17 protein-coding genes are annotated in these 14691 nt (G+C 61.7%); 6 read left to right on the top strand and 11 right to left on the bottom strand.

Translation table 11 applies throughout. The features are described from left to right. Nucleotides 1–2 precede the first annotated feature (2 nt). From hisH to AFE_RS13910, 11 genes are read right to left on the bottom strand one after another with little or no spacing between them, the layout of a single operon-like run. Entirely contained in the window at nucleotides 3–674 is a 672-nt protein-coding gene (gene hisH / locus AFE_RS13960) for an imidazole glycerol phosphate synthase subunit HisH (RefSeq protein ID WP_012537566.1), read from the bottom strand. Then, complete coding sequence (hisB, locus tag AFE_RS13955) at nucleotides 671–1270, bottom strand: imidazoleglycerol-phosphate dehydratase HisB (RefSeq protein WP_012537565.1); 600 nt, start codon at nucleotides 1268–1270, stop codon at nucleotides 671–673. Before hisB ends, hisH begins: the two co-directional genes overlap by 4 nt. Beyond that, the gene (gene hisC, locus AFE_RS13950; protein ID WP_012537564.1) at nucleotides 1267–2346 is read right to left on the bottom strand and encodes a histidinol-phosphate transaminase; all 1080 of its coding nucleotides are present in this window, start codon (nucleotides 2344–2346) and stop codon (nucleotides 1267–1269) included. The genes hisB and hisC overlap by 4 nt, the downstream gene beginning before the upstream one ends. Continuing rightward, entirely contained in the window at nucleotides 2343–3644 is a 1302-nt protein-coding gene (gene hisD, locus AFE_RS13945) for a histidinol dehydrogenase (RefSeq protein WP_012537563.1), read from the bottom strand. Before hisD ends, hisC begins: the two co-directional genes overlap by 4 nt. Beyond that, the gene (hisG, locus tag AFE_RS13940; RefSeq protein WP_012537562.1) at nucleotides 3641–4288 is read right to left on the bottom strand and encodes an ATP phosphoribosyltransferase; all 648 of its coding nucleotides are present in this window, start codon (nucleotides 4286–4288) and stop codon (nucleotides 3641–3643) included. The genes hisD and hisG overlap by 4 nt, the downstream gene beginning before the upstream one ends. After that, nucleotides 4285–5556: a UDP-N-acetylglucosamine 1-carboxyvinyltransferase gene (gene murA, locus AFE_RS13935; protein WP_009565749.1), complete on the bottom strand. Its 1272-nt coding sequence runs from the start codon at nucleotides 5554–5556 to the stop codon at nucleotides 4285–4287. Before murA ends, hisG begins: the two co-directional genes overlap by 4 nt. A gap of 9 nt (nucleotides 5557–5565) precedes the next feature. Next, nucleotides 5566–5898: a Grx4 family monothiol glutaredoxin gene (grxD, locus tag AFE_RS13930; RefSeq protein WP_012537561.1), complete on the bottom strand. Its 333-nt coding sequence runs from the start codon at nucleotides 5896–5898 to the stop codon at nucleotides 5566–5568. Nucleotides 5899–5929: 31 nt separating this feature from the next. Then, on the bottom strand, nucleotides 5930–6262 hold the full coding sequence (locus AFE_RS13925) for a BolA family protein (RefSeq protein ID WP_012537560.1): 333 nt from the start codon (nucleotides 6260–6262) through the stop codon (nucleotides 5930–5932). Between the two features lie 10 nt (nucleotides 6263–6272). Continuing rightward, nucleotides 6273–7079, bottom strand: a complete 807-nt coding sequence (locus AFE_RS13920) for an ABC transporter permease (RefSeq protein WP_012537559.1) — start codon at nucleotides 7077–7079, stop codon at nucleotides 6273–6275. Next, nucleotides 7072–8505 (bottom strand): peptidylprolyl isomerase, encoded by a 1434-nt coding sequence (locus tag AFE_RS13915; protein ID WP_009562823.1) that lies wholly within the window; start codon nucleotides 8503–8505, stop codon nucleotides 7072–7074. Before AFE_RS13915 ends, AFE_RS13920 begins: the two co-directional genes overlap by 8 nt. After that, a complete protein-coding gene (locus AFE_RS13910; RefSeq protein WP_009562824.1) occupies nucleotides 8505–10688 on the bottom strand; it encodes an LPS-assembly protein LptD in 2184 nt (727 codons plus the stop codon). The genes AFE_RS13915 and AFE_RS13910 overlap by 1 nt, the downstream gene beginning before the upstream one ends. Nucleotides 10689–10717: 29 nt before the next feature. Between AFE_RS13910 and AFE_RS13905 the strand changes: the two genes are divergently transcribed. From AFE_RS13905 to AFE_RS13880, 6 genes are read left to right on the top strand one after another with little or no spacing between them, the layout of a single operon-like run. Next, nucleotides 10718–11746 carry an aminoglycoside phosphotransferase family protein gene (locus tag AFE_RS13905; RefSeq protein WP_009562825.1) on the top strand — a complete coding sequence of 343 codons (1029 nt, stop codon included), beginning with the start codon at nucleotides 10718–10720 and terminating at the stop codon, nucleotides 11744–11746. After that, nucleotides 11719–12408: an N-acetylmuramate alpha-1-phosphate uridylyltransferase MurU gene (gene murU, locus AFE_RS13900; RefSeq protein WP_012537558.1), complete on the top strand. Its 690-nt coding sequence runs from the start codon at nucleotides 11719–11721 to the stop codon at nucleotides 12406–12408. Before AFE_RS13905 ends, murU begins: the two co-directional genes overlap by 28 nt. Continuing rightward, complete coding sequence (locus tag AFE_RS13895) at nucleotides 12377–12832, top strand: hypothetical protein (protein ID WP_229129747.1); 456 nt, start codon at nucleotides 12377–12379, stop codon at nucleotides 12830–12832. The genes murU and AFE_RS13895 overlap by 32 nt, the downstream gene beginning before the upstream one ends. Nucleotides 12833–12863: 31 nt before the next feature. Further along, on the top strand, nucleotides 12864–13142 hold the full coding sequence (locus AFE_RS13890; RefSeq protein WP_012537557.1) for a hypothetical protein: 279 nt from the start codon (nucleotides 12864–12866) through the stop codon (nucleotides 13140–13142). Nucleotides 13143–13151: 9 nt separating this feature from the next. Beyond that, nucleotides 13152–14138: a KpsF/GutQ family sugar-phosphate isomerase gene (locus tag AFE_RS13885; RefSeq protein WP_012537556.1), complete on the top strand. Its 987-nt coding sequence runs from the start codon at nucleotides 13152–13154 to the stop codon at nucleotides 14136–14138. An 8-nt stretch (nucleotides 14139–14146) separates the two neighbouring features. After that, nucleotides 14147–14689 (top strand): KdsC family phosphatase, encoded by a 543-nt coding sequence (locus AFE_RS13880; RefSeq protein WP_012537555.1) that lies wholly within the window; start codon nucleotides 14147–14149, stop codon nucleotides 14687–14689. Nucleotides 14690–14691: the final 2 nt, after the last annotated feature.

The raw sequence follows: 14691 nt of genomic DNA, 5'->3' as shown, positions 1-14691 counted from the left end.
GTTTAAATGGCATGGTCGGCTCCGCGATCGCCATCCCAGTCGAGAAAATTCCCGATCAGGCGCAGACCCGCTATGCCACTCTTTTCCGGATGGCATTGCAGGGCGAAAAGGTTGTCCGCAGCGACCGCCGCACAGAAAGGAAGGACATAATCGCTGGAGGCCGCGAGTATGCCGGGGGCAGAGGGCTCCACGTAGAAGGAGTGGACGAAATAAAACCAGGCGTTCTGGGGAACGCCGGCAAACAGCGGATGTTGCATCTGTTGATGCAGTTCATTCCAGCCCATGTGTGGGATCTTCAGGCGTCGGCCGTCGGCCGTACGCAGAGCCTCTTCCGGGAAAGCAATCACCCGCCCCGGCAGCAGACCGAGTCCGGCATGTTCGCCATGCTCCGTACTGCTGTCCATGAGCATCTGCATCCCGAGGCAGATGCCGAGAAATGGCCGGGTCTGCGCGGCGGTGCGGATGAAGTCGCCGAGCTCCCGCGCCTCCAGCGCCGCCATGCAGTCACCGAAGGCGCCGACGCCCGGGAAGATGATGCGGTCCGTAGCGGCCAGTTCGCTGCCCCGGCCGCTGACGATCGGTTTGCCGCCCAGATGCTCTACGGCCTTGGCCACCGAGTAGAGGTTGCCCATACCGTAGTCGACGATACCGACGCGTGTCGCCGCTGCGCTCATAGGGTCAGGGTGCCTTTGGTGCTGGGCACGGCGCCCGCCATGCGCGGGTCAGGGGCGACCGCCATGCGCAGGGCACGTCCACAGGCCTTGAAGAGGGTCTCGGCGATGTGGTGGGTATTGCTGCCGCGCAGGGTATCCAGATGCAGGGTTACCTGAGCGTGGTTGACGAAGCCCTGGAAAAACTCATGAAAGAGATCGACATCAAAGTCCCCGACCTGGGCGCGTGGGAATTCGACCGCGAAGATCAGTCCGGGACGACCGGAAAGGTCCACCACCACCCGCGACAACGCCTCGTCAAGGGGCACGTAGGCATGGCCATAGCGCTGGATGCCGGCCTTGTCCCCCACGGCGCGGGCAAAGGCCTGACCGAGGGCGATGCCGATGTCTTCTACCGTGTGGTGAGCGTCGATATCGAGATCGCCCTGAGCCTGAATGTGCATGTCGAAAAGACCATGACGGACGATCTGGTGGATCATGTGGTCAAGAAAGGGTAATCCGGTGTGCAGGTCGGCCTGCCCGGAACCATCGAGATTCAGGGTGACACGGATCTGGGTTTCGAGGGTGTTTCTTTCCACCTCGGCTTGGCGCGGATTCACAGTAAGGACTCCAATACGGCCAGAAAGCGGTCATTTTCAGCGGGAGTGCCGACACTGACCCGTAGATATTCGCCGAGGCGGGGGTGGCCTGTAAAGGCTTTGATGAGCACTCCACCCGCGCGCAGGCCTGAGAACAGCACCGCTGCCCGCCCCGGGGCATGAAAGAGCAGGAAATTGGCGGCGCTGGGCCAGACCGAAAGGCCGCAGGCACGGATGGCCTTGAAGAGCCGTTCCCTCTCGACACGCAGAATTTCGGCCTGGGCATTCAGTACTTCGGTGTGACGCAGGTAGAAGGACGCGCTGCGCTGGGTGAGTACATTGATATTGTAAGGCAGGCGCAGCTTGTCCAGTTCCTGAATCCATGCGGCGGGCCCCGCCAGCATTCCCAGCCGCATCCCCGCCAGCCCCTCCTTGGACATGGTGCGCAGCAAGAGGAGGTTGGGGGTGCGTCCCAGGTGATCGGCAAAGGTCTTCTGACTGAAGGCGTGATAGGCCTCATCCACCACCACCAGGCCCGGCGCTGCAGCGACAATGGCCTCCAGATCGGTCTCGGGGAAAAGGCTGCCACTGGGATTGTTGGGCCAGTCGAGAAAAATGATGGCGGGTTGTTGCGCGGCGATGGCCGCCAGCATGGCCGGAAGGTCGAGCTGGAAGTCCGCATCCAGGGGAATACCCACAAAAGGCAGACCAAGCTGCTGCGCCAGCAGCCGGTACATGACGAAACTGGGGTCTACCGCCATGATGGGGCGTCGGCTGCCTGCTACTGCGGTCACCAGAATCTGGATCAGCTCATCGGAGCCGTTACCGAGCATGAGTTCTATTCCGGCAGGCAGGCCGATGTGGGCCTTGAGCCCCTCCATGAGGAGGGTCGGGTGTGCGTCGGGATAGCGATTGAGGGGCGCGTCGGTCAGGCTCTCCAGCCATTGCTCACGCAAGGCCGCCGGTAAGCCATAGGGGTTCTCCATGGCATCCAGTTTGATGAGCCCCTCGCCGTCTGCCACCGCATAGGCCTTGCTGGCCAGCAATTCCGGGCGGAGCAGGCCCTGCATCAGGGCGGTCGTAGCGCTGTCGCTCATGATCCGGCTTCGGGGATGCGGCAGGCTGCTGAACGGGCATGGGCGGTCAGGCCCTCGCCCAGGGCGAGACGTTCGGCGATCTGTCCCAGTCGCGCGGCGCCGGCGGGGCTGCTGTGAATGAGGCTGCTCCGCTTGACGAAATCATAGACGCCGAGGGGCGAGGAAAAACGTGCGCTGCCCCCCGTGGGCAGCACATGGTTGGGGCCGGCCACATAGTCGCCGAGGGCCTCACAACTATGGATGCCCATGAAGATGGCCCCGGCATTGTGAATGTCCGCCAGCCAGTCTTCGGGATTCTGCACCGCTAGTTCCAGATGTTCCGGCGCGATACGGTCGGCAATGGCGCAGGCCTCGGCACGGTCCCGCACACGAATCACCGCCCCCCGGTCTGCCCAGCTCTTGCGGGCGATGGGTGCGCGATCGAGCACATCGAGGGCGGCATCCACCGCGTTCACCACCGACTCGATGTGGGCATCGTCCCAACTGATGAAAATACTCTGGGCAATCTCATCATGCTCCGCCTGTGAGAGCAGGTCCCAGGCCAACCATTCCGCCGGTGCCGAGCCATCGCTGATCACGAGGATTTCGCTGGGTCCGGCAATCATATCGATGCCTACCCGGCCAAAGACCATGCGCTTGGCGGTAGCCACATAGATATTGCCGGGGCCGACAATCTTGTCTACCGCGGGGACGCTCTCCGTACCGTAGGCGAGCGCCGCCACTGCCTGCGCACCGCCGATACAGAACACCCGGTCCACCCCGGCAATGGCGGCTGCGGCCAGCACCCAGGGATTCACCTGCCCCTGCGGGGTGGGTACGGTCATGATGATTTCCTTCACGCCCGCCACGTGCGCGGGAATGGCATTCATCAGCACGGAGCTGGGATAAGCCGCCTTGCCGCCGGGTACGTAAATCCCCACCCGGGCCAAGGGCAGGATGCGCTGTCCGAGCATCGTGCCGTCGGCCTCGGTAAAGGTCCAGCCTACACTGCGCTGGTGCTCGTGGTAACTGCGGATACGTTGCGCCGCCTCTTCCAGGGCAACTCGCTGGGTGGGCTCCAGACCGTGGAGCGCCGCATCCCAGGCACTGCGGGGGATCTCCAGCTCAGCGGCGGAAGCCGTCGTCACCCCATCAAAGCGCTCCGTGTACTCGCGTAGCGCCGCATCGCCCCGATCACGGACGGTGGTGACGATCTCTCGTACCCGCACTTCGATCTGCGGATCGAGGTTGGCATCCCAATCATGCAGCGCGTGAAACTGCTGGGCGAAATCAGGGTCGCTGGTGTCCAGACGGTTCATGGCGTGACTTGCGCCTCCAGTTGGCGGATGAGGGTTTCGATGGCGCGGCGTTTGAGTTTCATGGCGGCGCGATTGACCACCAGACGGCTGGAAATAGGCATGATTTCCTCCACTTCCACCAGCCCGTTTTCCTTGAGCGTTCGGCCGCTGGATACCAAGTCTACGATACGATCCGCCAATCCGACCAGAGGAGCCAGTTCCATGCTGCCGTACAGCTTGATGATTTCCGTCTGCACGCCGCGACTGTGGAAATAATGGCGGGTGATGTGCGGATATTTGGTGGCGATACGCACCCGCTCCCAGCTTTGCGGCGCGTCATCGGCGGCCATTGCGGCTGGTTCGGCCACCGCCATGTGGCAGATTCCTATGCGCAGGTCCAGGGGCTCGTAAAGGTCCAGGCCCTCCTGCTCCAGCAGCACATCCTTACCGGCGATACCCACGTCGGCAGCGCCCCAGGTCACATAGGTGGGCACATCGCTGGCGCGGATCACCAGAAAGCGCACGGTGGGATCGGTGCTGGGGATGATCAGCTTGCGGGATTCTTCAGGATCTTCCGCCAGATGGATGCCGGCACCCGCAAAGAGGGGAATGGCTTCCTGCAGAATCCGTCCCTTGGACAGCGCAATGGTAATGCCTGTACTCATGCGACACTCCTGGTGTTGCTTATCCGGCGGATATCTGCACCGAGGGCGCTGAGCTTCTCTTCGATGACCTCGTAGCCACGATCCAGATGATAGATGCGGTCGATGAGGGTTTCGCCCTCCGCCACCAGACCGGCCAGGACCAGCGACGCCGATGCCCGCAGATCGGTTGCCATCACGGGGGCGCCGCGCAAACGCTGTACCCCCCGCACCACGGCGGTTTTGCCATCGGCATTGATGTCGGCACCCAGCCGTTGCAACTCGGAAACGTGCATGAAGCGATTCTCGAAGATGGTTTCGGTGACGACGCTGCTCCCTTCGGCAATGCAGTTCATCGCCATGAACTGCGCCTGCATGTCCGTGGGGAAGGCCGGAAAGGGCGCAGTGCGGACATCCACTGCCCGTGGCCGCCGTTTCATGCGGATGCGGATCGTGTCTGCCCCGGTCGTGACCTCGGCCCCTGCTTCCTTCAGTTTGAGGAGGACGCTCTCCAGCAGGCCCGCGTCGGTGCGTTTGAGGCAGATGTCGCCGCCAGTCATGGCCGCAGCCACCAGGTACGTACCGGTCTCGATGCGGTCGGGCACAACACTGTGTTCGGCGCCATGCAGCTCCGCCACGCCCTCGATCTCGATGACCGACGTTCCGGCCCCGGAAATGCGCGCACCCATGGCGGACAGACAACGGGCGAGATCGACGATTTCCGGTTCGCGGGCGGCATTTTCCAGGATGGTGCGCCCCTCGGCGAGGGTGGCTGCCATGAGCAGGTTTTCCGTACCGGTGACGGAGACCATCTCCATAACGATGCGCGTGCCGCGCAGGCGTGCTGCCTGCGCTTTAACGAAACCGTCCTCTACGGTGATTTCGGCACCCAACGCCTGCAGGCCGCTGAGATGGACACTCACCGGGCGGCTGCCGATGGCACAGCCACCGGGCAGGCTCACTTCTGCCGATCCGTGTCGGGCCAGCAATGGCCCGAGAACCAGTATCGAGGCCCGCATGGTCTTCACCAGTTCATAAGGAGCGACCACCGAATGTACCGGGCGTGGATCGACTTCGATCCCGAGCTGGCCGTCCACCAGTACCCTTGCACCGAGCGTGCTCAACAACTCCAGGGTCGTGGTGATGTCCCGCAGATGCGGAATATTGCACAGCCGCACCGGCTCCCGCGCCAGCAGGGTGGCAGCGAGACAGGGCAAGGCCGCGTTTTTGGCCCCGGAAATCCGCAACTCACCACGCAGGGGGCCATTGCCACGCAGCAGCAGCTTATCCATGGGCCAGAATCAGCCCGCGCTGGCAGCTTGGGCGCTGCTGACCAGTTTCTGCAATTCGCCCTGCTGATAGAGATCGGACATGATGTCCGAGCCACCGACAAACTCACCCTGAATGTAGAGCTGAGGAATGGTCGGCCAGTTGGAATACTGCTTGATGCCGTCGCGAATCTGCGGGTCGGCCAGCACGTCCACCGTAAAGAGCTCCTTGACACCTGACTGCTGCAGCAGTTGCACCGCACGGGCAGAGAAACCGCATTGCGGTGCTCGCGGGCTGCCCTTCATGTAAAGCACTATCGGGTGCTTCTGGACCTGTTCCTGAATAAGTTCCTGAATCGTTGCCATGGTTATCCTCGCTGAATTAGGGGGAGTGCGGCTAATGGGCTGCCGGGTGACGGAGCTGTTGTGCCTGCTCGGGAGTCAGGGTGCGCAGCGAGAGGGCGTGAATTTCCTCGCGCATACGGTCGCCCAGCGCATCATAAACCATTTGATGCTGCTTGATGAGGGAAAGCCCGACAAAAGCCGGGGAAACGATCAGCGCCTCGAAGTGCGTGCCGTCCTCTCCCAGAACTTCGACAAGCGCATCGGGAAGCCGCTGCTGAATGAGTGATTTGATCGTATCGGGGTTCATGAGGTGTAGTGTAACGTAAAAAAGCCGCCGTGTGATGTGGCCACTTCGCCCGGCCATGCCACGCAGGGCGGACGGCATTCAAGGGCGCCTACTGGCGCAATTTGTAACCACGCGCCAGCAGGCGCCAGGCAAGGAGACCGGTCCCGCCCGCGAAGGCGATGCCGACGCCCAGGCAGGCCCAGACGCTCACGTCGGAATCTGCAAAAAAACCATAGCGAAACCCATCGATGATATAAAAAAACGGGTTGAACAGGGATAGCTGCCGCCATGCGCCGGGCAGGGACTGTACCGAGTAAAATACCCCGGCGAGAAAGGTCAGCGGCATGATGACAAAATTCTGAAAACCGGCAATCTGATCAAATTTTTCTGCCCAGAGCCCGGCGACCAGACCCAGCGCGCCCATACCGCTAGCGCCCAGGAGAGTAAACAGGATGATCCACAAGGGGTGCAGCAATGGAATGTGCAGGAAGATCAACGCCAGGGCCAAAATAGCCAGACCTACCAATGCCCCCCGCAGCACCGATGCGGCAACCATGGCCACGAAAATCTCGGTGGGGCTGAGCGGACTGAGCAGCAGAAAAACGATATTGCCCGTCACCTTGGACTGGATCAGGCTGGAAGAACTGTTGGCGAAGGCATTTTGCAGGACCGACATCATCATCAGGCCGGGGACGATGAACGCCGTGTAGCTGACCCCCGGATAGACGGAAACGCGACCGCCCAGGGCGTTCCCGAAAACCACCAGGTAGAGGATGGTGGTAATCAGGGGCGCGGCGATGGTTTGCAGCCAGACCTTGCTGAAGCGCAGCGATTCCTTGTAAAACAGGGTCCAGGTCGGCGCGAAGTGGGCGCAGCCCGTCACCGCCGGCTGTAATTCGCCGAAAGGCTCAGGCATCGCTGCTGCGCAGGCCGGGCTCGAGTACCTCGACATAGGCTCCGTCGCGGATGCGGCGCTGCCACTCGTCCATGCGCTCGTGGACGATGCGGTTGTAGAGTTGCATACGCGCGGCCGCCATGATCTGTTTCTCTTCAACCGCCTGCTGGCGCTGAGCCTGGGAGTGCAGAATATAAATCGCATTCCCTACGCGGATGGGGCTGCTGACTCCGCCGGGTTGCAGGGTGAGCAGGGTGCGTTCAAGACTGTCCGGCAACTGCCCGGGAGCGACCCAGCCCATTTCGCCGCCGTTGGCGGCGGTGCGCGGGTCCTGGCTATAGCTACGCGCGAGTTCAGAGAAGCGGGTACCGCTTTGCAATGCCTGCTGGATATCCTGAGCGCGCGCCTCGGCTTCCTGCAGTTGCAGGCTGTTGCCGGCACGCAGGACGATCATGGCGGTCTTGACCTCGGTGACCGTCGGCTGACCGTGTTTGACATCCAGCAACTTGAAAATATGAAAGCCGGTGGGTCCGGGGATGACGGGACTGATTTCGCCCACCTTCAACTGGAGGAGTGTCTGGGCCACTGCCGGAGGCAGTTCGCCCGCCTTGATCCAGCCGAGGCGGCCGCCTTGCAGGGCATCGCGGCCGCTGCTGACCTGTGTGGCAACGCGCCCAAATCTCTCGCCCGCCAGCACATGATCGCGCGCCTGTTCGGCATCACGCCGTGCTGCGCCAACGGCGTCCGGCGTCGGGTTGTCCGGCAACGGGATGAATATCTGCTGCAGGTCGAAACTCACGCCACCCATTTCCTTGAGCTGTTGCGCGAAGGTTTTCACCTCATCGGGTCCTATGTGGACCCGGTTCTCCACTTCCTGCTGCATGAGGCGATCTACAAGAATGCGATCCTCGAGGTCATGGGTGAAGCGCTCCCACGACTGTCCCTGGTTGGCCAGCGCCTGGCGTAACTGGTCAGGGGTGAGGTGGTTGGCCTGGGCGAGGTTGCTGATGGCCTGATCCAGCGTGGCCTTGTCCACCTTGATTCCGGCGCGGTGCGCAATCTGCAGTTCGATATCCTGGAGGATCATCTGCTGCAGCACCTGGCGGCGCAGGATGTCTTCGGGGGGCATGGCGTTTGGGTTTTGTGTCTGCAGGCGGGCCCGTACGGCGCCAACCCGTTGCTCCAGTTGCATGGAGGTGATGATATTGTCGTTCACCACCGCAACGACCTTGTCCAGATTCTGGGTGTTCTGGGGGAGCGGTGCCACCGCCGGTGCTTCCGCAGAGCGTTCCGAATAGGTATGGGTTGTCGTAAGGGGCGACATCGCCGGCGTGGCCGGCAGCAGCGTGTCGCGGTTGAGAAAAGGTGTGGTCGCCCAGGCCAGAACCGGAGCGGCCCCCAGGGCGATACCCAGGGCGAGTAGGATAGGACGGCGTTTGAGGGACATCAAAACTCCATGCTGGCGCCCGGCACATACTGGCTGAGCAAAGCGTTTGAGGCGTTGCCGAGGCTGGTCAGGCCACGCAACACAATCTCCAGATAAACCGCGTTATTGGACTGCCCGCCAAGAAGGATCTGATGATAAACCATCATATGGGCCGCCCAGCAGCCGCCATCATAGCCGATCCCCACGAGCTCCTCCAGAGGCTTGCGGTCGGTGACATCGTACTGATAACTGGCGAGCGCCTGCCAGCGCTGATAGATGGGCCAGGCTCCGGAAATGCCGGTCTGATCCACGAAACCACGGGTGAAACGATAATCGAGGTTGATGACGCGCTGCGGACCGGGCAGCCACTGGGCACGCAGGTTGAGCCGCTCGAGGTGGCTCCAGAGGGCGTTGGTCTGTGAATTGGCGATAAGGTTGATGTCTGGAAGGGGCGCGTACTGTCCTTCCAAAAAATAGTTGGACTGCTGATTCTGGGGGACGATATCTCCGGCGAGGTTGATCTGGCGATGGTTGAAGTAGCGAATCTGGCCGACGGCGGCCTGCCAGAGCTGGCGGCCACTGGGGGTGAGCCAGGTGCCGCGCAGTCCCAACGCCACCTGGTTGGCGGCATTGATGCGGTCGGCGCCGGTATAGAGGCTGTTATCCTCAAAAATCATCGGGAAATCCTGGTAGGGCTGACTGGCATCGAAAATGGGGATGTTACTCTGTGACTGCAGCGGAATGTAGGTGTATTTGAACAGGGGTTGCAGCAATGCCGTACTGCCGTTGCTGCCATAACGGACAAAATTGAGGCCGCCCTTGAGGCTGAGCGACGGCAGGGTGCGATTGACGGCGCGCGCGTAGGGCGCATTGTGCTGAATCTGATAGTGACTGTAGTAGAGCCGGGCCCGTGGTTCCAGGAAGCCCCAGCCACGGCTGAAGCGCCAGCCAAGGGTGGGGGTGAGGTCGAGGCGTTGGCCAGTGGGGCCCGTAGAAGCCGAGAAATAATTGAAGCTGCTGTGCCAGTCGAAATAACCATTGCGTCCTACGCGCCAATAGCCATCGGCAAACAAGCGCGGGAGCTGGGAGTAGGGTGCAGCGCCGCCGGGCGCGAGTTCCTGGTAGCCTTGCAGGGTAGCGCCCGCACTGATGTGCGCGTCGTTGTAGTAGAGTCCGCCCGAGGAGGAAATATAGGGCGCGTTGCCTATGCCACCCACGAAACTGCTGCCGAAACCTGCCGCGCCACCAAAATCCGAAAGGAAATTTTTGTAACTGACGTGGTTGTAATCGGCGTTGAAGCTGAATCCGTCGCCCAGATTCTGGTTATGCTGCCAGGAGATCGCCCAGACATTCCTGTGGGTCAACTGATCGGAGGGGAGCAGATCCAGGTAGAGCTTGCCGCTGTAATTCGGTTCCAGATAGCGGAATTCATTCTGCAGCATGACGCCACGCTTGGTGAAATAGTTGACGGTGAGCGTGTCATCCAGGTTGCGGGCGATATCGAAATAGTAAGGGATGCCGAGATAGAAGCCATTGACGGTAGAGCTGCCCACACTGGGGGCCAGGAATCCGGAGTGCCGCTTGAGCGGGAAACTCAGGTAGGGCATCCAGAATACCGGCAGTCCAAAGACGTCGAGGGTGGTGTTGCGGGTGGAGACGTAGTTGTCATTCTGGTTCAGATTGATCTGACTGCTCCGGAGCTGCCAGGCCGGTTTTTGACCATGACAGGTGGTATAGCAGGCTTCGTTGAGCTGATAGTGGTCTTTGCTCAATTCCCTGCCGCTCTCGGCGTGGCCATGACCCTGCTGTGCTTCGAGCAGATAGCGGGGATGGACGATCACTCCCTCGTTAGCCTGGAGGTGAATCGTGGCCCTGGGGGCGTCGGTTTCCAGACCGGGGCTGATCATACGCACGTGGCCGTCAGCGGTGATCTCATCGCGTGTCTGGTCATAGCGCACGGTATCGGCATAGATCCGGCGATCGCCATAGAGCACTTCGACATGACCCGTGGCTGTCCAATGGCCGCTACCCAGGCCCTGCACCTGATCCGCGTAGAGCGTGACCGGGCTCTCCACGGCTGCGGCCATGGCCATTCCTGGCAGCAGCAGGGCGCCCAGCAGCGCCATGCCCATGCCGGGCGGGAGATGGGGGCGTCTCCCGGGGCGGGGCCGGGATTTTTTGGTATTGTACAGGGCTCTTTTCATAGGGGCTTAAAATCGCACAGAATGCTTTTATGTCGCAATCTTTCCTTGCATCGGATGTTCACCGCGCGGTGACCGGGGATACCCTTCCCCCTGCCGCCGCACACTGGCTTGCCCGGCAGGGGGCGGCTGGGCCCGCGTGTGCCATCCCCGGCGACGCCAGCGGGCGGCGTTACTGGCGTCTGCCGCGGGGTCTGATCTTCATGTACGCCCCGCCGCCCGAAGATATCCTGCCTTTTTTGCGGGTACAGCATCGATTCTCCCGCGCGAACCTGCCGGTGCCCAGGGTGTTGGCCGCCCGGACAGACCCCGGCTTTGTGCTGTTGGAAGATCTGGGCAAAACCGATCTCAGGGCGCTCCTGGATGCGGGCGGGGATGCGGATCGGTGGATGCAGCGGGCGATGGCCCTGATTCTCCGTTTGCAGCGGGCCGGGCAGGGACGGGTGGCGCTGCCCCCATTGCCGTCGTTTTCGACTGCCCGTATGAAGGACGAATCGACCCTGTTTACGGACTGGTATCTGGGCAGGCATCTTGGCATGATTCTGGACCGGTCGCAGGCAGATTTTCTGCAGGCACTTTTTGCCGTATTGCGGGAGAGCGCAGCCGCGCAGCCGCAGGTCTGGGTCCACCGGGATTTTCACGCGCGCAATCTCATGGTTCGGGAGGACACGGGGTTGCTGGCCATGATCGATTTTCAGGATGCCGTGCGCGGGCCGTGGACATACGACCTGGCCTCCCTGCTCTGGGATCGCTACTGGGACTGGGGACGGGCGCGACGGGATGCCTGGTCACTGGATTTTCTGGCGGCGATGTTTCGGCATGGCGCCGCCTTGCCATCGCCGGCCGACTTTCTGCTCAGTGTCCGGCGCATGGCGCTCCAGCGCAATCTGAAGATTCTCGGCATTTTCTGCCGCCTCGCGTACCGCGACGGGAAATCGGGTTATCTCGATTTCCTGCCGCGATTCTGGACCTATGTCATGGATGCCTTGGACGCCGACCCACAGTTGCGGTCTTATCAGGAGATTTTCGCCCCATGGCAGCCCCCATCACCCGTGCGATGATACTGGCCGCAGGTCGGGGTGAGCGGCTCCGGCCTCTCACCGATCATGTCCCCAAGCCCCTGCTGGAAGTTGCGGGTAAGCCGCTCATCGTGCGTCACCTGGAGTCATTGCTTGAGGCCGGCATTCAGGATGTTATCATTAACGTCGGTTATCTGGGCGACGCCATCATGCAAGCTCTGGGTACGGACTGGCGGGGACTGCGGATCCATTACAGCGACGAGCGCGGGGGCCGTCTGGAGACGGGGGGTGCCATTGTCCGTGCCTTGCCTTTATTGGGGGACGCGCCTTTTTTGCTGGTGAACGGTGATATTTGCACGGACTTTCCCTGGACCCGTCTCTGTCAGCCTTCTTCCGCGCGTGCGCATCTGGTGCTGGTGCCCAACCCGGTCCAGCACCCGCAGGGAGATTTTGCGTTGTCCGCCAGCGTGGTGGCTTTGGCGGGCGAAGAGCGTCATACTTACGCGGGTATCGCCCGTCTCGACCCAGAGCTGTTTCGGGAGTTTCCCGAGCAGCCGGCCCCTCTGGCGCCTTGGCTGCGGCGGTGGATTGCGGCGGGTCTGGTGGAGGGAAGTTTGTATCAGGGAAAGTGGACGGATGTCGGCACACCGGAGCGGTTGCGGATAGCTGAGCGTGATTGCGCAGAGGTCCCCGGTGGACTTTGACCCGGCGGCAGTGCAGGCTGCGGTTCATCTGGATGCCGGGTTGTGCCATCGCTGGCGCCGGGAGTGGGGTTTGCTCATGGACCTGGCGGTCTGGGGGGAGCTGCGCAGTACCCAGATCGGTTTGCCGGGCAAGCTGCGTAAACGAGTGCTGGAATTCGGAGAACGACTGCGCTCGTACGGCAGTGACCGGAGCTGGATTCCGCATCCTCGCGAACAGATCAAGAATGCCCTGAGTACCAGCCTGCAGACTCGGGAGTCCCTGGAAAAAGTCAGCGAAATCGCGGGGCAGTTCAGTAATGGTGCAGATATTGCCGCCTTCCGGACGGTGTGGGAGGCATTGAGCGCTGCATTAATGGCGGACATGGTGGCTCGCGAAGAGCTGCTTGTGCGGTTATTGAACCAGCAGTATCAGGAAGAAGTGTGATCCAACCTCATTCAGGTTAGCCAGCATATTTATGAAGATTGTTTATGCATTCGTCGTTATCGGTGCGCTTGCGCTTTTTGCCCTGCTTCTGTGGTGGGCGCGCGGTCAGGTGGGTGGCGCTGCCGCTCCCCGGGACAGCACGGGCTGGTACGCCCGGCATCCTGATGCGCTGGCTGCCGAAAACCAGAAATGCTGGAAACTGCTGCAGGACAGCTCTTTTGCAGACGTGGACAGGGTCATGGCGGCGCATCCCCACTGCCATGCGGTCTACGAAGCCCTCCAGAGCCAGGATCCACCCCATGTGGATTGACGATTGCTCATGCCTGCCCTGAACGTGACGCCGGAAACTCTGCTCATGACCGGTCGCGATGTGCTGCGCCTGGAAGCTGCGGCAGTGGCGGCACTGGAGGAGCGCCTCGACGCAGATTTCGTGGGAGCATGTGAACTTCTGCTGAACTGCTCTGGCCGCATTGTCGTTAGTGGCATGGGCAAGTCCGGGATTATCGCCAAAAAAATCGCGGCGACCTTGGCCAGTACCGGCAGCCCCGCTCTTTTCCTGCATCCCGCCGAAGGCAGCCATGGTGATCTGGGTATGCTGACTCGTCAGGATTGTCTGCTCGCGCTCTCCAATTCCGGAGAGACCGCCGAACTCCTCGCTATTCTGCCGGTAGTCAAGCGCCTCGCGGTGCCGCTGCTTGCCATGACCGGTAATCCGCAGTCTACCCTGGCGCGAACCGCTGCTGTCCATCTCAACTGCAGTGTGGCGCGGGAGGCCTGCCCCCTCAATCTGGCACCGACGGCCTCGACCACGGCAAGCCTGGCCATGGGTGATGCCCTGGCCATGGCGATCCTGCAGGCCCGTGGCTTTTCGGCGGACGACTTTGCCCTGTCCCATCCTGGCGGCAGCCTCGGCAAACGCCTGTTGCTGCGGGTTCAGGACGTTATGCACCGGGGTGATGCAATACCTCGTGTGGGGCTGGAGACACCGTTGCAGGATGCGATCCTGGAAATCAGCAGCAAGGGGCTGGGAATGACAGCGGTGGTCGATGCCGAAGACCGAGTGGTAGGAATTTTTACCGATGGCGATTTGCGTCGCGCCTTTGCCCAGCGTCAGAATCTTTGGGAGCAGCCCATGGCCGCGCTGGCGCATGCCCAACCGGCCACGATCGCCGCCGGAGCCCTTGCTGCCGAGGCCCTTGCACTGATGGAACATCATCGCATCGGCGCACTGCTGGTCACTGATAGCGGGGCACGGCTGATCGGCGCCCTGAATATGCACGATTTGCTGCGCGCAGGTATCGTGTGAACACCTGCATGTTGCCGGATGCGGCATTGTCGCAACGCGCCGCGCAGGTTCGTCTGCTGATGCTCGATGTGGATGGCGTATTGACGGACGGCCGCCTGTTTTTTGACGATGACGGCAGGGAAAGCAAGGCCTTTCATGTGCGGGATGGTTACGGCATCAAACTCTTGCAGGAATGTCACATCGAGGTTGCCGTCATAACGGCACGCTACTCTCCGACGGCCGCCTATCGCGCTCATGATCTGGGCATCAAGCGGATTTACCAGGGCTGTTCGGATAAAAACCTGGCCTACACCGAACTGAAAATCGCCCTTGGCCTGGATGATGCCGTTGTGGCCTATATGGGGGACGATCTGATCGATCTGCCCATTCTCACCCGCGTCGGCCTGGCGACGGCTCCGGCCGACGCGCACCCGGAGGTCGGTTGCCGGGTACACTGGCAGAGCGCACAGCGCGGTGGACGTGGCGCGGTGCGCGAACTCTGCGAACTGATTCTGCAGGCGCAAGGGCATTGGCCAGCAATCCTCGCCAGATCTGCCGGAGCTGAGCCTTGATC

Source organism: Acidithiobacillus ferrooxidans ATCC 23270 (assembly GCF_000021485.1).
Lineage (GTDB): Bacteria > Pseudomonadota > Gammaproteobacteria > Acidithiobacillales > Acidithiobacillaceae > Acidithiobacillus > Acidithiobacillus ferrooxidans.
Note: the sequence above shows the minus strand (reverse complement) of the source record. Positions and strands in the feature narration are given on the sequence as shown.